A 21,096-nucleotide genomic window follows, 5' to 3' on the forward strand; every position below is an offset into this window, starting at 1 on the left:
TGAAAATCACGGCGCGCCATCGGGCTTGAGCCCTGAAACCCCGGATTTTCAGCCGCGCTGGCCGGTGATGTAGTGTTCGAGCTGCTCGATGACGAACTTCTGCTCGGAGATGATGTCCTTGACCAGATCGCCGATGGAGATCAGGCCAACCAGCCGCTCGTCCTGAACCACGGGCAAATGGCGCAGCCGGTTGTCGGTCATCAATGCCATGCACTCTTCGCTGGTCTGCGTGGGCTGGACGAACATCACCGGGGTGGTCATGACATCGCGCACCTGCGTCAGCGCCGAGGTGCGCCCCTTGAGCGCAATCTTGCGGGCATAGTCGCGCTCGGTGACGATGCCGACGATCGCATCGCCCTCCATCACCAGCAAGGCGCCAATGCCCTTGTCGGCCATGCACTTCAGGGCATCGAAGACCGAGTCGTCCGGCCTGATCGTGTGAACGGTGGCCAGGCCCTTGGATTTGAGAATGTCGGCAACCGCGGTCATAAATATCTCCCTGTTGAAATCATGCAGATGTACATGCGAGTTTCAGGCCATATGCACAGGCAATGCAAGAGGCTTGTGCCCACAGCACCAAGTATTCATTGCACCACATCCTGCATGCCGCTTGCAGGGCGATTCACCGCGAATCCGCATTTAGACCCGGGCTTGGCCAACATGCCTCAAACCGCCATGGTGCGATGCACAATTTCAAGGCGCGAATGCACCACGACAGTTTTTTCCCAACGCATTGGACGCTATCAATTTAATAGCTTACATGGCTTGCCTGGCATGCGCAAATGGCATTTTTCATTAGGATTTTGTCAAATCAGCAGACATGGCACGCCGCTTGCTTGAATCAAGTCGCGGTCAATGCTGGCCGCATGTAGGCCCGGTGCAATGGCGGATTGGGCAGACAGGACGATGGCGTCCCCACGGATGAGCAGGCTTTCCAGGCCTTTGCTGTCTCGTGTGGACGCCTTTTTTGTTTTCCGAACTGCCTACGGGTGTCATGATGAAAAAATCCAGACTGGTAATGATTGGTAACGGCATGGCCGGCGTGCGTGCGCTTGAAGAACTGCTCAAGATTGCGCCCGACCTCTATGACATCACGGTATTCGGCGCCGAGCCGCATCCCAACTACAACCGCATCCTGCTCTCGCCCGTGCTGGCCGGCGAACAGACGCTCGAAGAAATCGTCCTCAACGACTGGTCCTGGTACACGGACAACCACATCACGCTGCACGCCGGCTGGACCGTGACCGAGGTGGACCGCGTGCGCCGCGTGGTGCACGCCACCAACGCCGCAGGTGAAACCGTCAGCGCCGAATACGACCGCCTGATCATGGCCACCGGCTCCAATCCCTTCATCCTGCCGATTCCGGGCAAGGACTTGAAAGGCGTGCTTGCCTACCGCGACATCGCCGACACGCAGGCCATGATCGACGCCGCCGCCGTTTACAAGCACGCCGTCGTCATCGGCGGCGGCCTGCTGGGCCTGGAAGCGGCTAACGGCCTGATGAAGCGCGGCATGCAGGTCACCGTGGTGCATGTCATGCCGACGCTGATGGAGCGACAGCTCGACGAAGTCGCGGGCAAGCTGCTGCAAAAATCGCTAACAGAGCGCGGCATGAAATTTTTGATCGGCGGCCAAACGCAGGAACTCGTCGGCGGCGAGGACGGCCGCGTCAAGTCGGTCAAGTTCAAGGACGGCACGGAAGTTCCGGCCGACCTGGTTTGCATGGCCGTCGGCATCCGCCCCAACACGGCGCTGGCCGAAAAGATGCGCCTGTACGTCAACCGCGGCATCGTGGTGAGCGACACGATGCAGACCACGACCGACGCGCGCATCTACGCCGTCGGCGAATGCGCCGCCCACCGGGGCATCGCCTACGGCCTGGTGGCGCCGCTGTTCGAGCAGGGCAAGGTGCTGGCCAACCACCTGGCACAGCACGGCATTGGCCGCTACACCGGCTCGCTGACCTCGACCAAATTGAAAGTCACCGGCATCGACCTGTTCAGCGCCGGCGAGTTCATGGGCGGCGACGGCGCCGAGGAAATCATCATGAGCGACCCGTTCGGCGGCGTCTATAAAAAGCTGGTCATCAAGGACGACAAGCTGATCGGCGCCTGCCTCTACGGCGACACGGTCGATGGCAGCTACTACTTCAAGCTGCTGCGCGACGGCCGCAGCATCGAGGGCATCCGCGACAAGCTGATGTTCGGCGAATCCAACATCGGCGACGGTGGTCACGAAGGCCACAACAAGGCCGCCTCCATGGCCGACAGTGACGAGGTCTGCGGCTGCAACGGCGTTAACAAGGGCATGATCTGCAAGGCCATCAAGGAAAAAGGCCTGTTCACGCTCGACGAAGTGCGCAAGCACACCAAGGCCAGCGCCAGCTGCGGCTCCTGCACCGGGCTGGTCGAGCAGATCTTGATGTTCACCGCCGGCGGCGACTACTCGGCCACGCCCAAGCTCAAGGCCATGTGCGGCTGCACCGACGCCGGCCACCAGGCGGTGCGCGACGCCATCCGCAAGAACAAGCTGCTGTCGATCACCGAGGTTTACCAGTTCCTGGAGTGGCGCACGCCCAACGGCTGCGCAAGCTGCCGCCCGGCCGTCAACTACTACGTCACCAGCACCTGGCCCAAAGAGGCCAAGGACGACCCGCAGAGCCGCTACATCAACGAGCGCAGCCATGCCAACATCCAGAAAGACGGCACATACAGCGTGATTCCGCGCATGTGGGGCGGCGAAACTAATTCCAGCGAGTTGCGCCGCATCGCCGACGCGGTGGACAAGTACAAGATTCCGACCGTCAAGGTCACGGGCGGCCAGCGCATCGACCTGCTGGGCGTTAAAAAGGAAGACCTGGTCAACGTCTGGAAAGACATCGGCATGCCCTCGGGACATGCCTACGCCAAGGCGCTTCGCACCGTGAAGACCTGCGTCGGCAGCGAATGGTGCCGCATGGGCACGCAGGACAGCACCGAGATGGGCAAGATGCTGGAGCGCGCGATGTGGCGCATGTACGCGCCGCACAAGGTCAAATTCGCCGTCAGCGGCTGCCCGCGCAACTGCGCCGAATCGGGCATCAAGGACGTCGGCATCATCGGCGTCGATTCGGGCTGGGAGATGTACATCGCCGGCAACGGCGGCATCAAGACCGAAGTCGCGCATTTCTTCACCAAGCTGAAGACCGCCGCCGAAGTGCTGGAATACACCGGCGCCTTCTGCGAGCTGTACCGCCAGGAAGGCTGGTACCTGGAGCGCACCGTGCATTACGTCAACCGCGTCGGCCTGGACCATGTGAAGAAAAAAATCCTCGACGACCATGAAGGCCGCAAGGCGCTGTGGGAGCAGCTGCAGTTCGCGCTCGACGGCGAGCCCGATCCGTGGTTCGACTTCAAGGAAGCGTCCGTGGACACGCGCCAGTTCGCGACCATTTCCGCCCAGTGAAGCGCCACATGACACACACTGCCTTCAACCGCCGCACCTTCTGCGGCAGCGCCCTGGCGCTGGCCCTCGCAACTCCGGGCCATGCGCAGGTAAAAAGCCTGGGCGATGCCATCAACAAGGCGGGCCGCCAGCGCATGCTGTCCCAACGCATGGGCAAGGCCTGGATGTGCCTTGGCCTGGGCATCGAGGTCGAGTCCGCGCGTCGCGTGCTGGACCAGTCGATGGCGCTATTTGACCGCCAGTTGACGGAACTCAAGGCCTTTGCACCCGCAGGCGATACGCGCGACACCTATGTGCAGCTCGAAGCCGCCTGGTCAGGCTACAAGGCCTTGCTGGTGGGCACGTCCCCCTCGCACAACCAGGGCAAGCCCCTGCTGGAGCAGGCCGGCAAGGTTCTGGCGCTGGCGCACAAGGGCACCGGGCTTTACGAGCAGCAGTCCAGCAAGCCCGGCGCCAAGCTGGTCAACGTGGCCGGCCGCCAACGCATGCTGTCGCAGCGCATGGCGCAGTTTTACCTGGCCAACACCTGGAATGTGGACACGGCCATCAGCCAGCGTGAAATGGCCAAGGCCCGGGAAGAATTCATCCCGGCCCTAGAACTGCTGCGCAACGCGCCCGAAGCCACCCCGGAGATCAAGCAGACGCTGGCGCTGGCCGACGGGCAGTGGATGTTTTTTAACAATGCCCTGAAAACCGGCGCCGGCAGCAGCAAAGCGGCGTCGCATGTATTTATTACCAGCGAAAACCTGCTGGAGGTGATGGACGACGTGACCACCCAGTACGCACGCATTCTTGGATAAACGAGGAGCAACAATCATGAGTGAATGGAAAAAAATCTGCCTGGTCAATGACATCCCCGTGCTCGGCTCGCGCCGTGTTTCACGGCCCCAGGGCATGAATGTCGCCGTCTTTCGCAGCAGCGAAGACAAGGTGTTCGCTCTGCTCGACCGCTGCCCGCACAAGGGTGGACCGCTGAGCCAGGGCATCGTCTTCGGCGAAACCGTCGCCTGCCCGCTGCACAACATGACCATCGGCCTGGCCGACGGCTGCGCCCGGGCGCCCGACGAAGGCTGCACGCCAAAATTCGCCTGCAAGGTCGATGCCGGAGAGGTGTACCTGGATGCCGTCGAGCTGGCGACGCTGGCGATTGACCTGCTGCCGCCCCGTGCCGGTCCGGGCGCGTCCACCGGCGCCGTGGGCGACCAGACCTTCGATGTGCAGGCCCCTCACAGTTCGTAAATCCGTTCCCGTTTTTTTGGAGCCGCCACCATGACTGAAACGCGATCTACCTGTCCCTATTGCGGCGTCGGCTGTGGCGTGATCATCGAGTCGCAGGGCGACGACATCACCGGCGTCAGGGGCGATCCGGACCATCCGGCCAACTTCGGGCGCCTGTGCACCAAGGGCTCGACCCTGCACCTGACCGCATCAAGCGTGGTCACGCGGCAGACGCGGCTGCTGTACCCGATGCGGCGCGAGCATCGGGGCGAAGCGCCCCAACGCGCCTCGTGGGACAGCGCCCTGGACTTCGCCAGCGAGAGTTTTGCAAAAATCATCCAGGAACACGGACCCGACGCCGTTGGTTTTTATATCTCGGGCCAGTTGCTGACCGAAGACTATTACGTCTTCAACAAGCTGGCCAAGGGCCTGATCGGCACCAACAACATCGACAGCAACTCGCGCCTGTGCATGAGCAGCGCGGTGGCCGGCTACAAGCAGACGCTTGGAGCAGACGCACCGCCGGCCTGCTACGACGACGTGAAGCATGCACAGTGCCTGTTCATCGTCGGCAGCAACACCGCCTATGCGCATCCGATTTTGTTCCGGCGCATTGAAGACGCCAAAGCCGCCAACCCGGCGCTGAACATCATTTACTGCGACCCGCGCCGCACCGACACCGCCGAAATCGCCGACCTCTACCTGCCGCTGCAGCCCGGCACCGATGTGATGCTGTTCAACGGCATGCTGCACATCATGCTGTGGGAAGGCTGGACGGACCCGGCCTGGATTGCAACGCACACCCATGACTTCGATGCGCTGAAGGCCACGGTGCGCGACTGCACGCCCGACCTGGTGGCCCAGACCTGCGGCATCAAGAAGGAAGACCTGTTTGCCGCAGCAAAGCTGTTCGCCACGTCTGGCGCCACGCTCAGCCTGTACTGCCAGGGCCTGAACCAGTCCAGCAGCGGCACGGCCAAGAATGCCGCGCTGATCAACCTGCACCTGGCGACCGCGCAAATCGGCAAACCCGGCGCCGGACCTTTTTCCCTGACCGGCCAGCCGAACGCCATGGGCGGGCGTGAAGTCGGCGGCATGGCCAACCTGCTCAGTGCGCACCGCGACCTGTCCAATGCCGAACACCGCGCCGAAGTCGCCGCGCTCTGGGGCGTACCCAGCGTGCCCGAAAAGCCGGGCAAGACGGCTGTCGAGATGTTCCAGGCCGTCGCCGATGGCGAGATCAAGGCGCTCTGGATTGCCTGCACCAACCCGGCGCAGTCGATGCCCGACCAGGCCCTGGTGCGCCGCGCCCTGGCCCGCGCCGAACTGGTCATCGTTCAGGAAGCCTTTGCCACCACCGCCACCTGCGCCTGGGCCGATCTGCTGCTGCCGGCCACCACCTGGGGTGAAAAAACCGGCACCGTGACCAACAGCGAGCGCTGCATCAGCCGGGTCCGGCCCGCCGTGGCGGCGCCCGGCGAGACGCGCCACGACTGGTCGATTGCGGCAGCATTTGCCCAAAGGCTCGAACGGCTGCTGCCCGGACGCAGTCCCGGCGCCCTCTTCCCCTATTCACTGACGGACCCGGCGCTTGGCGTCGAATCCATCTGGAACGAGCACCGCGAATCAACGCGCGGCCGCGACCTGGACATCACCGGCATGAGCTACGCCCTGCTGGAGCAGGCGCCCCGGCAATGGCCGCTGAAAGAAGGCGAAACCACCGGCAAGGCGCGCCTCTATGAAGACGGCATTTTCCCTACGCTGGATGGCCGGGCGCGCTTCGTCAACACCGTGTACAAGCCGGTCGCCGAGCCGCGCGAGTCGCGCTATCCGTTCTCGCTGACCACCGGCCGCCTGCGCGACCAGTGGCACGGCATGAGCCGCACCGGCACGCTGGGCCGCCTGTTTGGCCATGTGGCCGAACCGTCCGTGCAGATGAATGCGCAGGACATGGCGCGCCGCCTGCTGAAGGAAGGCGAGCTGGTGCATGTCACCTCCAAGCGCGGCTCCATCATCGTGCCGGTGCAGGCTTCGCCCGAAGTGGCCGTCAGCCAGGCCTTCATGGCGATGCACTGGGGCAGCGAATACCTGAGCGGCCAGTCCAGCATCGGCCAGCCCCTGGCAGGCGTCAACGCCCTGACCACTTCGGCCTACTGCCCGAGTTCCAAGCAACCCGAACTCAAGCATGCGGCCGTCAAGATATTGAAGGCCGAACTGCCCTGGTCGCTGCTGGCCATGGCCTGGTTCGACGAAGGCGATGCGCTGGCCGCCCATGAACAGCTCAAGGCCCTGCTGACGACATTTCCCTTTGCCAGCTGCGTGCCGTTTTCCAACAACAAGCCGTTGACGGATCGCCAGGGTGAACGCACCGGCTTGCTGTTTCGCGCAGCGGCCCATGAAGCGCCCAGCGAAGAAACCCTGGCCCTGCTGGAGCGGATTTTCGGCCTCAACGGCTCCTACATCCTGCGCTATGCCGACCGCAAGAAAGGCCAGCGCCGCACGATACGGCTGGCGCGCACCCATGACAATGCCGAGCTGACCGGCTTTGTGCTGGCCGGAGACACCAGCGCCCAGGCCTGGATCACCACCCTGCTCAAGGACGAACTGCCCGCGCAGGCCTATGGCCGGCTGCTGCTGCTGCCGGGCGCCAAGCCGCCGGTGGCGGTCCAGTCGCGCGGCAAGGTGGTGTGCAGTTGCCTGAACGTCACCGACACCGCCATCGACGCCCACCTGGCGCTTGCGGGACCGGCAGGCACCGATGAAGCCCGGCTGGCATCCTTGCAGGGTGCCCTGAAATGCGGCACCAGCTGCGGCTCGTGCGTTCCCGAGCTGAAGCGCCGGCTGCGTTCGGCCAGCGGCACGGCCACCGATACGCCCGCATCGCCGCGCAGCGTCATCCCGATCAAGCAAGTGGCTTAAGCGCATAACACAGCAAGTCATCTGCATTCACGGACAATCGCCGCATGAGCATCAGCCACTACATCAAAGAAATCGGGCGCGGCAAAGACGGCGCCCGCCCCCTAACACGCGCGCAGTCCGCCGACCTGCTGGGCCAGGTGCTCGACGGCGTGGTCACCGACCTGGAAATTGGCGGCTTTTGCCTGGCCATGCGCATCAAGGGTGAAACCCCCGAGGAAATGGCCGGCTTTCTCGACGCCGTGCACCAGCGCCTCAATCTCCTGCCCGCCAGCGACGGCCCCACGGTGGTGCTGCCCAGCTACAACGGTGCGCGCAAGCTGCCGGTGCTCACGCCGCTGCTGGCGCTGCTGCTGGCCCGTGAGGGCCTGAGCGTGCTGGTGCATGGAACGCCCACCGAATCGAGCCGTGTTTTTTCATCGGAAGTGCTGTCTGCGCTAGGTACGCAAGCGCTGACAGCTATCAAACCCATAGCACCCGGCGAAGTGGTGTTCGCGCCCACCGAACTGCTCAGCCCGGCGCTCAAGCGGCTGCTCGACGTGCGCCGCGCGGTCGGCCTGCGCAATCCGGCGCACAGTCTGGTCAAGCTCATGAATCCGGTGGCCGGCAAGGCGCTGGTCGTCAGCAGCTACACGCATCCCGAATACGCGCTGTCCATGGCGGCCACCTTCGAACTTGTCCAGGCCGATGCGCTGCTGCTGCGCGGCACCGAAGGCGAAGGCGTGGCCGACCCGCGCCGCTCGCCGCAGATGCAGGGCTTTGTCAAGGGACAGCGCGTGCTGACCCACGAAGGCGTGAAGGGAACCCTGCCCTCTGTGCCTGATCTACCCAAGGCCATCGACGCCAGCAGCACGGCGGCCTATATCCAGTCGGTGCTGGCGGGCGACAGTCCCCTGCCATCGTCGATTGCGCAGCAGGTGGAACATATCTTGCAACTTGTCAGGCAATTGTCAACCACCCCACCCTAAAGGATGGGGCTTGAAAGGCGAAAGCCTTTCAAGCCCAGGTTGACCAGACCCAGAAAGGAATTTAAAAAACCAATCTACGTTGCCTACAGGTCATCGGACCAACGGCAGGATGCTTCTCCAGTCCTGCCCTCTTGAAGCCGCATCAGCAGACAAGCTTTGGGTAAGCGCGAAACGGGATGCGGTATTTCATCTAAAAGTGAACAGCCGGCAGGCAACAGGGTCGAGGAGAGCGAAGACGAAAGTCTTTCGTCACAGGATTCCGTAAGGAATAACGTTAACGAGCATCGACAACAAACCGTTGTTGATCGAATGCGTAAAAAGAAGGATGGAACGTGGCAGTTTTCGTGTTGGAAAGAAAAGGGCGGCCCTTGATGCCGTGCAGCGAGAAGCGGGCGCGCAAGCTGCTTGAATCTGGCCGTGCGCGCGTTCATCAGCTGTTTCCTTTTTGCATCCGGCTCGTTGACCGGCTGCTTGAAGACAGTGTGTTTCAGCCCCTACGGCTGTCGCTTGATCCGGGCAGCAAAACAACAGGGGTGGCGGTTTGTCGGGTTGCTGAAACCATTGATGTGACCACCGGGGAAATTCAGCCCACGATGCACATCCAATTTTTGATGGAACTGGTGCATCGAGGCGCCGCCATCAAGAAGTCGCTTGGTGCACGCTCGGCCATGCGTCGGCGTCGTCGGGGCAAGCTGCGTTACCGCGCACCGCGTTTTAGCAACCGTCCAAAATCAAAAAGCTGGCTCGCACCCAGTCTGCGTCACCGGGTTGAAACGACGATGACGCAGGTTAAACGCCTGTGTCGCCTCGCCCCGATCACACATTTGGCACAAGAGTTGGTGCGCTTTGACATGCAGAAAATGCAGAACCCGGAAATTTCGGGAGCTGAGTACCAACAAGGCACATTGCAAGGCTACGAAGTGCGTGAATACCTGCTGGAGAAATTCAACCGCACTTGCGCCTACTGCGACGCGCAAAACGTCCCTTTGCAAATGGAACACATTCACCCCAAAGCAGCCGGCGGCACAAACCGGATTTCCAATTTAACGCTCGCCTGCCAAGCCTGCAACCAGAAAAAAGGTGTCCAGGACATCAAGGACTTCTTGCTCAAAGACCCCAGGCGTTTGGCAAAAGTATTGAAACAGGCCAAAGCGCCGTTACTTGACGCAGCCGCCGTCAACACCACCCGATGGACGTTGTTCGGCGCCCTCAAGCAAACCGGCTTGCCGGTGGAAACAGGAACCGGCGGACAGACCAAATACAACCGCTGCCGCCTGAGCATCCCCAAGACGCATGCACTCGATGCCGCCTGCGTCGGACAGGTGGAGACAGTAAACAAAACAAACGCGCCCATGCTGCGAGTCACTTGCGCAGGCAGGGGTTCGCGCAGCAAAACACGCCTGGACAAGTACGGTTTCCCTCGCACTTACCTGACCCACCAGAAAACAGCGTTTGGCTTCAAGACCGGCGACATGGTGATTGCCACCGTGCCCAAAGGCGTCAAGAAAGGCACTCACAAAGGCCGGGTGGCGATTCGACTCACGGGAAGTTTCAACATTCAAACGGGCATTGCCGGTGCGGCGACCGTTCAAGGCATTTCCTACAAGCATTGCCGCATCACGCAGCGGGCTGACGGGTATGGTTATTCACACAGAGCGCAAACAAAAAAGGAATGCGGGAACAAGGGGTGTGCTTCGCACGCCGCGCTACCCATCCCCGGCCTGAAGGCCGAGGTTTCCCGCGCAATTTGATGAACAACAGCAAAGTCACCCTTGTGGGCGCAGGCCCCGGCGATCCGGAACTGCTCACCCTCAAAGCCCTCAAGGCCATCCAGAATGCCACCGTGCTTTTTGTCGATGACCTGGTCAGCGCGGAGATCGTGGCGTTTGCCTCGTCGGGCGCCCGCATCGTCTATGTCGGCAAGCGTGGCGGCTGCAAATCGACGCCGCAGGCCTTCATTGAAAAACTCATGGTCATGGCCGCCAGGGAAGGCGAAAACGTCGTCCGCCTCAAGGGCGGCGATCCCTTCATTTTCGGCCGGGGCGGCGAAGAGGTCGAGCACCTGCAGGCCGCAGGCATTCGGGTCGAGGTCATCAACGGCATCACCGCCGGGCTGGCGGCCGTCACCTCGCTGGGCGTGCCGCTGACGCACCGCCAGCATGCGCATGGCGTGGTGTTCGTCACCGGCCATGCCAAGCCCGGCGATGCCGGCACCGACTGGCGGGCGCTGGCCGCCACCGCCCACAGCGCCCGGCTCACGCTGGTGATCTACATGGGCGTGAGCGGCGCCGAACGCATCCAGAATGAACTGCTGAGCGGCCTGCCCGCCGACACGCCTGTCGCCGTGATCCAGAACGCCTCCCTGTCCAGCCAGCGCCACATCACCACCACGCTCGGCCGGCTTGCCTATGACATCAACCTGTCCGGCCTGGCCAGCCCGTCGGTCATCGTCGTCGGCGATGTCATCAGCGGCCTGGCGCAGGTCGAAGAGGCGTCCCGAGACAGCAGCGCGCAGGGCCTCAGACGCCGGGTTTAGCACACCGAGGTCACATCCACGTCACACGGGCTTACTACGCTTGCGCCTTTTAGATGGAGGCTTGCGATGTCAACCCGTTTTCTTGCCGGCGCGCTGCTGGCCCTGAGCCTGAGTTGCGCCCAGGCCCAAACCTTTTCATTCGGCCTGTGGGGTGACATGCCTTACAAAAAGGCGGACGACGAGCCCAAAATCCCGGCGCTGCTCAAAAGCATCAACCAGTCCGACATCGCCTTCTCGATTTACGACGGCGACATCAAGGATGGCAGTTCCAAATGCACCGATGACATTTACGAGTCGGCCCTTAGCATGTTCGGCCAGATGAAAAAACCCGTGGTCTATGTGCCCGGCGACAACGAATGGACCGACTGCCACCGGCTGAACAATGGCGGCTACGACGGACTCGAACGCCTGGCCCACCTGCGCAAGACCATGTTCCCCACCGCCGCCAGCCTGGGCCAGCGCCAGATGCCGCTGGCGCACCAGGGTCAGCCCGGCGAGAAATTTGTTGAAAACACCCGCTTCAGCCATCGCGGCATCGTGTTTGCCACGCTGAACGTTCCCGGCAGCAACAACAACAAAATCCTGGACGACAGGGACTGCGCCAAGGTCAGCGCACGCACCCCCGCCCAGTGCGAAGCCGGCAACGCCGAGTACCTGGAGCGCGACGCCGCCAACGTCAGCTGGATGCAGCAAGCCTTCAAGACAGCCAAGGCAAAAAAAGCGCGCGGCCTGGTGCTGGTGATCCAGGCCGACCCGGGCTTTGACCTGCCCGAAACCGAAGACACGGACGAAAGCCAGGCGCCACGCTTCAGCGGCTACCGCAGCTTCATCGACAGCGTGGTTCAGGAGACCGAGCAGTTCCCCGGCCAGGTGCTGCTGATGCATGGCGACACGCATTTCTTCAAGATGGACAAGCCGCTCTACAGCCCCACCAAACTGCTGGCCAACCTGACGCGCCTGCAAACCTTCGGCAGCCCGCTGATTCACTGGGTGCGCGTGACGGTGGAGCCGAAAAACGCCAATGTTTTCACGATTCAGCCGGTGATCGTCAAACAGTGACGGCCTGAAGCGGTGAAACGGGCGTCGCGGCCAGCGCACGGCTACACTCCCGTGTTTCAAAAGACGCAGCAACGAGGCGCAGCCGGAACGCTATATTTTCCATAGCTGCCTGCTCCCGCCCAGCCTGCGCAGAAGGCTTGTTTGATGCATAAATTTGATGTAGTGGTGATAGGCGCCGGCGCGGCCGGGCTGTTTTGCGCCGGCCAGGCGGGCCGGCAGGGCCTGAAGGTCTTGCTTGTGGACCACAGCGACAAGGTGGCCGAAAAAATCCGCATCTCGGGCGGCGGACGCTGCAACTTCACCAACCGTGACGCCACGCCGGCCCAGTTCCTGAGCGAGAACCCGCACTTTTGCCGCTCCGCCCTGTCGCGCTACACGCCGCAGGATTTCATCGAGTTGCTGCAGCGCCACGACATTCCCTTTCATGAAAAGCACAAGGGACAGCTTTTTTGCGACCGTTCGGCCGAAGACGTGATCAACATGCTGCTCGCCGAATGCGACGCCGGCCAGGTCACGCGCTGGCAGTCCTGCAGCATCAAAAGCATGTTTTGCGCAGAGCAGGCGGGCACTGCCAGCTATAAAATAGAGAGCAGCCGGGGGCTGATCGAAGCGCCCCAGGTGGTGATTGCCACCGGCGGCCTGTCGATTCCGAAAATCGGCGCGACCGACTTTGGCTACCGTATCGCAAAACAGTTCGGCCTGCGCCTGGTCGAGCCCAGGGCCGCACTGGTGCCGCTGACCTTTGAGGGCGACAGCTGGGCGCCGTATGCCCAGTTGGCCGGCCTGGCGCTGCCCGTGAAAATCGAAACCGGTCCACCGGACGCCACGCCCAAGCAGCGCAAAAAGGCCGTGGTATTTTCCGAAGACCTGTTGTTCACGCACCGGGGCCTGAGCGGTCCGGCGGTGCTGCAGATTTCAAGCTTCTGGCGCGAAGGCCAGCCGGTCCGGGTCAACTTGGCGCCGGGCACCGACCTGAGCGCGCTGCTGCTGCGCGCCAAGGCAACATCCCGCAAACTGATTGCCAACGAACTGGCCAGCCTGGTGCCCAGCCGCCTGGCCGACGCCTGGGTCAGCGAAGACCCGGCCCTGCAGCGCCCGATCAGCGACGCCACCGACAAGGCCCTGCAGGCGCTGGCGCAGCGGCTGGGCGACTGGCAGCTCACGCCCAACGGTTCGGAAGGCTATAAAAAGGCCGAAGTCACGGTCGGCGGTGTCGATACCCGCGACCTGTCATCCCAAACCATGGAGTCGAAACAGCCGGGGCTGTACTTCATCGGCGAAGTGGTCGATGTGACCGGCTGGCTCGGCGGCTACAACTTCCAGTGGGCCTGGGCGTCGGGTTTTGCCTGCGCGCAGGCGCTGGCGGCGCGGCGGGTTGAACTGGCTGTATGATGCGCAGTTGGGTCTGATTTCCAGACTGCTATAATCTTAGGCTTTGCTAGCAAACCCGCACCTGGCCTGATCCTGATCAGATCAATTAAGGTGCATCTTTTGGATCAATTCATCAATGACCACCATTCGCGTAAAAGACAACGAACCCTTTGACGTCGCTCTGCGCCGCTTCAAGCGAACCATCGAAAAACTCGGCCTGCTGACCGACTTGCGCGCGCGCGAGTTCTACGAAAAGCCAACCGCCGAGCGCAAGCGCAAGAAGGCAGCCGCCGTCAAGCGCAACTACAAGCGCATTCGCGCCATGCAGTTGCCCAAGAAGCTGTACTGATCAATCGTTAGTACTTGCCTCACGGCAGCTCAAGCCCGCAAGAGGACGCTCTGCGGGCTTTTTTGTTTTCTCAAGCGCCACATTTCATCTTTTCTTATCAGCATCCCTCAAGGAGCCCTGCCATGACCCTCAAAGAACAAATCACCGAAGACATGAAAACCGCCATGCGCGCCAAGGACAGCGAGCGCCTGGGCACCATCCGCCTGCTGCTGTCGGCCATCAAGCAAAAGGAAGTCGATGAGCGCGTGGTGGTGGACGATGTGATGGCCGTGGCCATCGTGGACAAGCTGATCAAGCAGCGCAAGGATTCGATTGAAGCGTTTGAAAAGGCCGAGCGCAAGGATCTGGCCGACAAGGAAGCGGCCGAGCTGCTGGTGCTGCAAGCCTACCTGCCGGCCCGCCTGAGCGCTGATGAAGTCACCACCGAAGTCAAGGCCATCGTCGCCACGCTGGCCGCCGAGATGGGCCGCGCCGTGGGTCCGGCCGACATGGGCAAGGTCATGGGCGCGGTGAAGGCCCAGCTGGCCGGCAAAGCCGACATGGGCCAGGTGTCGGCGGCGGTGAAGGCTGCGCTGGCTTCTTAATTACTCCACGCGCACGGGCGTGGACACCGAGTCAGTCAGCGTTTTTCCCATATTCGTGTTGTCCATGAAATCAAGCTTCAGGACATAGGCACCCGCTGGCGGCGCCAGCCGGGTTTCGGTCTGGCCGTTGGGAAAATCCATCTCTACTGGCTTGCCGCCGTTTTTGGGAGTCACCGTCAGCCGGAAATGCCCTGTGTCTTTTTGCTGTTGGCTCACATGGGCCACATTCAGTCCTGAAGCCTGAAATTGCACGCTGAAGGGCGGCTTGAGCCTGGCATCAGGGGCGATGTTCGGAAGACTGATTCCCTTGCTGACCAGAGTCAGCGGATCAATGTCCTTGTTTTTTCGCGTGACCGTGATCTTCAGGGGCTTGCTGTAAACAAAATGCGGCAGGTGCTTGTCATCCGCCAGCAGCAGGCGCAAGGTGTAGGTGCCGGGCTCCAGCATCAGCACCGTTTCCATCTGCCCCTTTCCGAAGTGCATGTACTGGTCATCAAAAGGCAAGGCCTTCTTGAAGTCGAGGGGAAGGTCGCGGTTGATCAACAGATGATGGTGACCGCTCTTTCCGCCCTGCGGAACACTGATCGGGGCCAGTCCCCAGCCGCTGCTCAACCCAAACGCGAGGCGAAAAGGCGTTTCAATCTTCGCGCCGTTCTGCAGGTTGGTGAAATAGGCTTCGGCCGTGCTCCGGGATGGAGCGGCTTGCCATGTATAAAGCGCCTGGGCAGGCGCTGGACCGGCTTGCGCCAGGCAAATAAGTGGGCAAAGAGCGGCAAGGCCCGCAGCCAGTGTGTGTTTTAACGCCAATTGGATTCCCCTGTGCTCACAAACATATGTGAGCAGGGAGATTACATTTTTTTACCAGGAATGCAATACGCTGGTAGCTATTTACAGTTTTTCATGGCGAGCAAAACAGCCCGGATGATTTCTTGTGAACAGGCTTGGCCACTGCCGCCGCAGGGTCTGCGGCAGTGGTTTTAAAACGCTCAAGACCCGGCCACCTTCATCCGGTTGACCAGGATCGAGCCGACGGTTTTGGCGCCGTAGTTGTAGGTGTCGGCGCCGACGGCCTGAATGCCCAGCAGCATGTCCCTGAGGTTGCCGGCAATCGTGATTTCCTCCACCGGAAAGGCGATTTCGCCGTTCTCGACCCAGAAGCCCGAAGCGCCGCGCGAATAGTCGCCGGTCACGTAGTTCACGCCCTGCCCCATCAACTCGGTCACGAACAGCCCCCGGCCCAGCTTGCGCAGCATGGCGTCCAGGTCGTCACCGGCCTTCGTCTTGCGGCTGGTGAGCGTCAGGTTGTGCGAGCCGCCGGCATTGCCGGTGGTCCGCATGCCGAGCTTGCGCGCTGAATAGGTGCTCAGGAAATAGCCGGCGACGCGTCCGGCCTCCACCACCTGACGGGCGCTGGTCTTGACGCCCTCTTCATCGAACGGCGCGCTGCCCTTGCCCTTGAGCAGGTGCGGGTCTTCGTTGATGTCGATGTGTTTCGGGAAGGCCAGCTTGCCCAGGCTGTTCGCCAGGAAGGTGCTTTTGCGGTACAGCGCACCGCCGCTGACGGCCTGCACGAAGCCGCCCAGCAGGCCGGCCGCCAGCGGCGACTCGAACAGCACCGGACACTCGACGGTCGGGATTTTCCGGCCTTTCAGGCGGGCCAGCGCGCGTTCGGCGGCATAGCGGCCGACCGCCTCGGGGTGGGCCAGTTCATTCGCATCGCGCATCGAGCTGTACCAGGCGTCGCGCTGCATCTGCTTGCCCTTGCCGGCAATCGGCGCCACCGAAATGCTGTGCCGCGAACTGGCATAGCCGCCCCGGAAGCCTGAGGTGTGGGCGCTGAAAAAATGGCTCTGCTGGGCCGAGACGCCAGCGCCTTCGCTGTTGGTGATCAGGCGGGACGTTCCCATGGCGGCGGCCTCGCATTGCAGGGCCAGCTGGGCCGCCTCTTCGGAAGTGATGGCCCACGGGTGAAACAGGTCCAGCGCCGGGTGTTCGCGGGCAATGTCCTGCTCGTCCGGCAGGCCCGAGGTTTCGTCTTCGGCCGTGAAGCTGGCGATGTCATAGGCCGCCTTCACGGTCTGCTGGATGGCGGCCTTGGAAAAATCGCTGGTCGATGCATTGCCGCGCTTTTTGCCGACATAGACCGTGACGCCGAGCGACTTGTCGCGGTTGCGCTCGACCGATTCCAGTTCGCCCTTGCGCACGCTGACCGACAGGCCGCAGCCTTCGGAGGCTTCGGCGGCCGCATCGGTGGCGCCCAGCTTCTTGGCATGGCTAAGTGCGGCATCGACCAGGTCTTCAAAAAAGCCCCGGGCATAGCTGAAACCGGCCTCGGGCTGGGTGGTTTTAACGCGGGAAGCGGTGCGAGAAGAACGAGCGGAATTTTTTTGGGTCATATAGCTATGATACTAAGCCCTATGAACATCAAGACACCCAAGGCCATCAAAGGCTACTGGTCCAACGGCCGGTTCGTGAAACCCGAAGAAATTGCCCTCGAAGAAGTCGGGCCGCCGAGCAAGACCCAGCTCAAGGCCGAAGCCGGCGAAAAGCAGGCGCTCGGCGAAGCGCTGCTGACCCTGCGCGCCGACCTGATGGCGCGCCTGGACCTGCCCGAAAAGCTGCTCGACGCGCTGGCGCAGGCCAAGCGCATCACCAATTTCGAAGGCCGGCGTCGCCAGATGCAATTCATCGGCAAGCTGATGCGTCCACTGGACATGACGCCGATCCGCGCGGCCATCGACGAGCAGGCCAACGGCTCGGCCGACCTGACGCTGGCCCTGCACCTGGCCGAGCAGTGGCGCGACAAGCTGATTGCCTCGGACGACGCGCTCAGCCAGTGGCTCACCGACTACCCCGCCACCGACTCGCAGCAGCTGCGTGCGCTGATCCGCCAGGCCCGCAAGGACATTGCCAAGCCTGAAATACCGGGCGAGGCGCCGCGCCACGGCAAGGCCTACCGCGAGATTTTCCAGCTGGTCAAGCTGGCCATGGCGCAGGAGCCCGGGGCATGAGCGAGGGTTTTGATCCGGTCAAAATCGGCATCGTGTCGGTCAGCGACCGCGCGTCAAGCGGCGTGTACGTGGACAAGGGACTGCCGGCCTTGAAGGACTGGCTGACGCGCGCGCTGCGCAACCCGATCACGTTTGAAGAGCGCCTGATTCCCGACGAGCAGGCGGGCATCAGCGCCACGCTGATCGAATTGGTCGATGCGGGCTGCTGCCTGGTGCTGACCACCGGCGGCACCGGCCCGGCGCTGCGCGATGTGACGCCCGAGGCCACGCTGGCCGTGGCGCACAAGCACATGCCCGGCTTTGGCGAGCAGATGCGGCAGATCAGCCTGAAATTCGTGCCGACGGCCATCATGTCGCGCCAGGTCGCGGTGATTCGCGGCCAGAGCCTGATCCTGAACCTGCCCGGCCAGCCCAAGGCGATTGCCGAAACGCTGGAAGGCCTGAAAAACGAGGCGGGCGAATCGGTGGTGCCCGGTATTTTTACCGCCGTGCCTTACTGCATCGACCTGATCGGCGGGCCTTATCTGGAAACCAAGGGCGAGGTCTGCAAGGCCTTCCGGCCCAAGAACGCGATTCGCGCGCCGAAACAAGCATGAAATAGCCTGATTAGCTACCTGCCTCAGACAAGTATGAAAGCCGTCATTCCCGCGAAGGCGGGAATCCAGTAGCCAAGCGCCTTGAGAACCCTGGATTCCCGCCTTCGCGGGAATGACAAGCGGTTTTAGTCTGAGCTATGTATCTAATCAGGTGAAATAGTGCTTTTGCGCACACTGGACGGGCGCAAGCAGCTATTGAAACCATAGCAACCAAGCGCAGCCGCTATCGGTGCGCTACTTGCCCACCAGCTGATTGAGCTTGTCGGCCTCGAAATTTTCGTGCAGCGCGGCATCCTTGGGAACGCAATCCTGCGGACCGGGGCTTTTCGGATGGGAGAGCTTTTCAATCGCCTGCCAGAGCAGCGCAATCTGGTGCTCCTGGCCGGAGGCGTTGTCAATCAGCCCGCGCAGGGCCTGGCTCAGCGGGTCGTCGTTCTGCGTCACGCCGTAGGCTGAAAACCCCATCTGGCTGGCGACCTGCTCGCGCTTGACATCGGCACCGGCCTGGATCACCCGGGCCGGGTTGCCCACGGCCGTCGCGCCGGCGGGCACCGGCTTGACCACCACGGCGTTCGAGCCGATCTTGGCGCCGTCGCCGACAGTGAAGCCGCCCAGCACCTGCGCGCCGGCACCGACCACCACGTTCTTTCCCAGCGTCGGGTGGCGCTTGGTTCCTTTGTAGAGCGCGGTGCCGCCCAGCGTGACGCCCTGGTAAATCGTGCAGCCGTCGCCGATTTCAGCGGTTTCGCCGACGACCACGCCCATCGCATGGTCGAAAAACACGCGTTCGCCAATTTTGGCGCCGGGGTGGATTTCGATACCCGTCAACCAGCGCGCCAGGTGCGAGATGAACCGGCCCAGCCACTTGAAGCCATGCGTCCAGCACCCGTGCGCCCAGCGGTGCAGGATGACGGCATGCACGCCGGGGTAGCAGGTCAGCACCTCCCAGCGGGTGCGGGCGGCCGGGTCGCGTTCAAGGATGCACTGGATGTCGGAGCGGAGTCTGGAAAACATGACGGGAGTTTAGGCTCTGGTCGGGGTATCCGCTGGCGCTGGCAGCTTGTCCGCAGCCGGCAACGTTTTATCGGGCGCATGCCGCATCATGGCCTTGGCCACGCCGCGCAGGATGTGGATTTCTTCAGGGCTGAGCTGCGCGCGGTTGAACAGCTGGTTCAGGCGCGGCATGAGCTTCTTGGGCGATGCCGGGTCGAGAAAGCCGATATCGACGAGCGCTTCTTCCCAGTGCTTGAGCATGCCGCTCACGGCGGCAGCGTCGGCCAGCCGGGGTTCTTCAATCGCCGCCTGCACGCCAAAGCCGCCCAGCGCCTCGCGCCAGTCGTAGGCAATCAGCTGCACCGCCGCGCCCAGGTTGAGCGAGCCGAATTTCGGGTCGGTCGGGATGCTCAGGGCGACATGGCAGCGATAGACATCCTCGTTCTGCATGCCAAAACGCTCGGAACCGAACAAAAAAGCAACAGAATCTGGCTTTTGCGCAGGATGGACGGGCGTATCCAGCTCCTGTTTTAATAGCGCCTCGCTTTGCCCCAGCAACTCGGCGAAATGCGCGCGCGGCGCGCGCGTCGGCGGGCCAAAATCGCGCGGCGTCATGGCCGTGGCGCACAGATGCGCCATGCCGTCGAGCGCTTCATCGAGCGTCTCGACAATCCGTGCATTGTTCAAAACGTCAAGCGCGCCGCTGGCCCGCTGGATGGTTTCCTCGCGCCGCAGCACATTGGCCCAGCGCGGCGCCACCAGCACCAGGTCGTCAAAGCCCATGGTTTTCATGGCGCGGGCGGTGGCGCCCACATTGCCGGCGTGGCTGGTGTTGATCAGGATGAAGCGGGTTTTCATGGGAATAAAAAGGGGTCCAGCGCCGCAGCCGAAAACCCTAACGCTCAAGGTAATTGCGGCCGGGACGGGCGAAGCCGGTAAAATCCGATATTGTCGCCTCCCCGCCACCGCTGGTTTCCAGTTCTCGGTTCGCGGTTTTGCAGTTCCTGCCCGCTCTTTCTTAACCTCTATGTCCAGCAATCTACATCCCATGCTCAATGTGGCCGTCAAGGCTGCGCGCGCCGCCGGCGCCCTCATCAACCGCGCCGCACTTGATGTCGAGGCGGTTCGCGTTTCGCTCAAGCAGACCAACGATTTCGTCACCGAAGTCGATCAGGCCGCCGAAGCCGCCATCATCGAAACCCTGCTGACGGCCTACCCCGGCCACGGCATCCTGGCCGAGGAATCGGGCAGCGAGCATGGTGCGAAAGACTCCGAATTCGTCTGGATCATCGACCCGCTGGACGGCACCACCAACTTCATCCACGGCTTTCCGTTTTACTGCGTCAGCATCGCGCTGTCGGTGCGCGGCAAGATCGAGCAGGCCGTGGTCTACGACCCGACCCGCAACGATATTTACAGCGCCAGCAAGGGCCGGGGTTCTTACGTCAACGACCGCCGCATCCGCGTGGGCAAGCGCACCCGCCTGCAGGAATGCCTGATTTCGACCGGCTTTCCCTACCGTCCCGGCGACAAGCTCAAGCCTTACCTGAACATGCTCGGCGAAGTCATGAGCCAGTGCGCCGGCGTGCGCCGCCCGGGTGCGGCCGCCCTCGACCTGGCGCATGTCGCTGCCGGCTTCACCGACGGCTTTTTTGAAACCGGCCTGCAGCCCTGGGACGTGGCGGCGGGCTCGCTCTTGATCACCGAAGCCGGCGGGCTGATCGGCAACTTCACCGGCGAGGCCGACTTCATCGAGCACGGCGAATGCGTTGCCGGCAACCCGCGCATCTACGGCCAGCTGGTGGGCACGCTGGGCAAGTACAGCAAGTTCGCCGGCGCCGGCGACAAGGCCACGGTGCGCCAGGCCCTGCAGGATTCAAGGACTGAAGCCAGCGCGGACGAAAGCACCGACGGCAGCGAAAAAACCAGCCCCGCCGTGAGTGAAAAACCCACGCTCAAGGCCAAAAGAATCAGGCCCCCGGTGGCCGATACCATCACGCCTGACGCGCCCCTCTAAGCCGGCTTTTAAAATCAGCATCTCCGGCGTGCC

19 protein-coding genes are annotated in these 21,096 nt (G+C 62.5%); 14 read left to right on the plus strand and 5 right to left on the minus strand.

Annotated elements, in window-relative coordinates:
• Nucleotides 1-48: 48 nt before the first annotated feature.
• A complete protein-coding gene (locus ABLV49_RS13515) occupies nt 49-489 on the minus strand; it encodes a CBS domain-containing protein (protein ID WP_349277126.1) in 441 nt (146 codons plus the stop codon).
• Nucleotides 490-997: 508 nt separating this feature from the next.
• On the opposite strand from ABLV49_RS13515, the gene nirB reads away from it, so the two are divergent.
• The 11 genes from nirB (at nt 998) to ABLV49_RS13570 (ending at nt 14,446) form a co-directional block, all read left to right on the plus strand.
• Nucleotides 998-3,445, plus strand: coding sequence for a nitrite reductase large subunit NirB (nirB, locus tag ABLV49_RS13520; RefSeq protein ID WP_349277128.1), 2,448 nt, complete (start codon nt 998-1,000; stop codon nt 3,443-3,445).
• Between the two features lie 8 nt (nt 3,446-3,453).
• Nucleotides 3,454-4,245 (plus strand): type IV pili methyl-accepting chemotaxis transducer N-terminal domain-containing protein, encoded by a 792-nt coding sequence (locus tag ABLV49_RS13525; RefSeq protein WP_349277130.1) that lies wholly within the window; start codon nt 3,454-3,456, stop codon nt 4,243-4,245.
• A 16-nt stretch (nt 4,246-4,261) separates the two neighbouring features.
• On the plus strand, nt 4,262-4,684 hold the full coding sequence (nirD, locus tag ABLV49_RS13530; RefSeq protein WP_349277132.1) for a nitrite reductase small subunit NirD: 423 nt from the start codon (nt 4,262-4,264) through the stop codon (nt 4,682-4,684).
• A 30-nt stretch (nt 4,685-4,714) separates the two neighbouring features.
• The gene (locus ABLV49_RS13535) at nt 4,715-7,582 is read left to right on the plus strand and encodes a nitrate reductase (RefSeq protein WP_349277134.1); all 2,868 of its coding nucleotides are present in this window, start codon (nt 4,715-4,717) and stop codon (nt 7,580-7,582) included.
• Nucleotides 7,583-7,626: 44 nt separating this feature from the next.
• Nucleotides 7,627-8,547 carry a DNA-binding protein YbiB gene (gene ybiB, locus ABLV49_RS13540; RefSeq protein ID WP_349277136.1) on the plus strand — a complete coding sequence of 307 codons (921 nt, stop codon included), beginning with the start codon at nt 7,627-7,629 and terminating at the stop codon, nt 8,545-8,547.
• A gap of 332 nt (nt 8,548-8,879) precedes the next feature.
• On the plus strand, nt 8,880-10,298 hold the full coding sequence (gene iscB, locus ABLV49_RS13545; protein ID WP_349277138.1) for an RNA-guided endonuclease IscB: 1,419 nt from the start codon (nt 8,880-8,882) through the stop codon (nt 10,296-10,298).
• Nucleotides 10,298-11,083: a uroporphyrinogen-III C-methyltransferase gene (gene cobA / locus ABLV49_RS13550; RefSeq protein ID WP_349277140.1), complete on the plus strand. Its 786-nt coding sequence runs from the start codon at nt 10,298-10,300 to the stop codon at nt 11,081-11,083. Before iscB ends, cobA begins: the two co-directional genes overlap by 1 nt.
• A 66-nt stretch (nt 11,084-11,149) precedes the next feature.
• Nucleotides 11,150-12,142, plus strand: a complete 993-nt coding sequence (locus tag ABLV49_RS13555; protein WP_349277142.1) for a hypothetical protein — start codon at nt 11,150-11,152, stop codon at nt 12,140-12,142.
• Nucleotides 12,143-12,286: 144 nt separating this feature from the next.
• Entirely contained in the window at nt 12,287-13,534 is a 1,248-nt protein-coding gene (locus ABLV49_RS13560) for an NAD(P)/FAD-dependent oxidoreductase (RefSeq protein WP_349277144.1), read from the plus strand.
• A 115-nt stretch (nt 13,535-13,649) separates the two neighbouring features.
• Complete coding sequence (gene rpsU, locus ABLV49_RS13565; protein WP_011484193.1) at nt 13,650-13,862, plus strand: 30S ribosomal protein S21; 213 nt, start codon at nt 13,650-13,652, stop codon at nt 13,860-13,862.
• A gap of 122 nt (nt 13,863-13,984) precedes the next feature.
• Entirely contained in the window at nt 13,985-14,446 is a 462-nt protein-coding gene (locus ABLV49_RS13570; RefSeq protein ID WP_349277146.1) for a GatB/YqeY domain-containing protein, read from the plus strand.
• Here ABLV49_RS13570 and ABLV49_RS13575 read toward each other — a convergent pair whose 3' ends face one another.
• Nucleotides 14,447-15,253 (minus strand): DUF4399 domain-containing protein, encoded by an 807-nt coding sequence (locus ABLV49_RS13575; RefSeq protein ID WP_349277148.1) that lies wholly within the window; start codon nt 15,251-15,253, stop codon nt 14,447-14,449.
• Nucleotides 15,254-15,432: 179 nt separating this feature from the next.
• Nucleotides 15,433-16,842 carry a metalloprotease PmbA gene (gene pmbA / locus ABLV49_RS13580; protein ID WP_349277150.1) on the minus strand — a complete coding sequence of 470 codons (1,410 nt, stop codon included), beginning with the start codon at nt 16,840-16,842 and terminating at the stop codon, nt 15,433-15,435.
• 21 nt (nt 16,843-16,863) lie between these two features.
• Between pmbA and yjgA the strand changes: the two genes are divergently transcribed.
• Nucleotides 16,864-17,457: a ribosome biogenesis factor YjgA gene (gene yjgA, locus ABLV49_RS13585; protein WP_349277151.1), complete on the plus strand. Its 594-nt coding sequence runs from the start codon at nt 16,864-16,866 to the stop codon at nt 17,455-17,457.
• Nucleotides 17,454-18,053 (plus strand): molybdopterin adenylyltransferase, encoded by a 600-nt coding sequence (gene mog / locus ABLV49_RS13590; protein ID WP_349277153.1) that lies wholly within the window; start codon nt 17,454-17,456, stop codon nt 18,051-18,053. Before yjgA ends, mog begins: the two co-directional genes overlap by 4 nt.
• A gap of 234 nt (nt 18,054-18,287) precedes the next feature.
• Here the strand turns inward: mog and cysE are convergent, their stop codons facing one another.
• Nucleotides 18,288-19,067 (minus strand): serine O-acetyltransferase, encoded by a 780-nt coding sequence (gene cysE / locus ABLV49_RS13595; protein WP_349277155.1) that lies wholly within the window; start codon nt 19,065-19,067, stop codon nt 18,288-18,290.
• Between the two features lie 9 nt (nt 19,068-19,076).
• Nucleotides 19,077-19,904 (minus strand): RNA methyltransferase, encoded by an 828-nt coding sequence (locus ABLV49_RS13600; protein WP_349277157.1) that lies wholly within the window; start codon nt 19,902-19,904, stop codon nt 19,077-19,079.
• Nucleotides 19,905-20,073: 169 nt separating this feature from the next.
• Between ABLV49_RS13600 and ABLV49_RS13605 the strand changes: the two genes are divergently transcribed.
• Complete coding sequence (locus tag ABLV49_RS13605) at nt 20,074-21,063, plus strand: inositol monophosphatase family protein (RefSeq protein WP_349277159.1); 990 nt, start codon at nt 20,074-20,076, stop codon at nt 21,061-21,063.
• The last annotated feature ends 33 nt before the right edge of the window (nt 21,064-21,096 follow it).

The sequence above is a fragment of the Polaromonas hydrogenivorans genome (assembly GCF_040105105.1).
Classification (GTDB): Bacteria; Pseudomonadota; Gammaproteobacteria; order Burkholderiales; family Burkholderiaceae_C; genus Polaromonas; species Polaromonas hydrogenivorans.

What these genes read in the sequence shown, in the direction of transcription:
- mog (WP_349277153.1), top strand. Translation starts at nt 17,454, where the DNA reads ATGAGCGAGGGTTTTGATCCGGTCAAAATCGGCATCGTGTCGGTCAGC.
- ABLV49_RS13515 (WP_349277126.1), bottom strand. Translation starts at nt 489, where the DNA reads ATGACCGCGGTTGCCGACATTCTCAAATCCAAGGGCCTGGCCACCGTT.
- nirB (WP_349277128.1), top strand. Translation starts at nt 998, where the DNA reads ATGAAAAAATCCAGACTGGTAATGATTGGTAACGGCATGGCCGGCGTG.
- ABLV49_RS13605 (WP_349277159.1), top strand. Translation starts at nt 20,074, where the DNA reads ATGTCCAGCAATCTACATCCCATGCTCAATGTGGCCGTCAAGGCTGCG.
- ABLV49_RS13555 (WP_349277142.1), top strand. Translation starts at nt 11,150, where the DNA reads ATGTCAACCCGTTTTCTTGCCGGCGCGCTGCTGGCCCTGAGCCTGAGT.
- rpsU (WP_011484193.1), top strand. Translation starts at nt 13,650, where the DNA reads ATGACCACCATTCGCGTAAAAGACAACGAACCCTTTGACGTCGCTCTG.
- ybiB (WP_349277136.1), top strand. Translation starts at nt 7,627, where the DNA reads ATGAGCATCAGCCACTACATCAAAGAAATCGGGCGCGGCAAAGACGGC.
- pmbA (WP_349277150.1), bottom strand. Translation starts at nt 16,842, where the DNA reads ATGACCCAAAAAAATTCCGCTCGTTCTTCTCGCACCGCTTCCCGCGTT.
- ABLV49_RS13525 (WP_349277130.1), top strand. Translation starts at nt 3,454, where the DNA reads ATGACACACACTGCCTTCAACCGCCGCACCTTCTGCGGCAGCGCCCTG.
- cysE (WP_349277155.1), bottom strand. Translation starts at nt 19,067, where the DNA reads ATGTTTTCCAGACTCCGCTCCGACATCCAGTGCATCCTTGAACGCGAC.
- ABLV49_RS13570 (WP_349277146.1), top strand. Translation starts at nt 13,985, where the DNA reads ATGACCCTCAAAGAACAAATCACCGAAGACATGAAAACCGCCATGCGC.
- nirD (WP_349277132.1), top strand. Translation starts at nt 4,262, where the DNA reads ATGAGTGAATGGAAAAAAATCTGCCTGGTCAATGACATCCCCGTGCTC.
- cobA (WP_349277140.1), top strand. Translation starts at nt 10,298, where the DNA reads ATGAACAACAGCAAAGTCACCCTTGTGGGCGCAGGCCCCGGCGATCCG.
- ABLV49_RS13560 (WP_349277144.1), top strand. Translation starts at nt 12,287, where the DNA reads ATGCATAAATTTGATGTAGTGGTGATAGGCGCCGGCGCGGCCGGGCTG.
- ABLV49_RS13535 (WP_349277134.1), top strand. Translation starts at nt 4,715, where the DNA reads ATGACTGAAACGCGATCTACCTGTCCCTATTGCGGCGTCGGCTGTGGC.
- yjgA (WP_349277151.1), top strand. Translation starts at nt 16,864, where the DNA reads ATGAACATCAAGACACCCAAGGCCATCAAAGGCTACTGGTCCAACGGC.
- ABLV49_RS13600 (WP_349277157.1), bottom strand. Translation starts at nt 19,904, where the DNA reads ATGAAAACCCGCTTCATCCTGATCAACACCAGCCACGCCGGCAATGTG.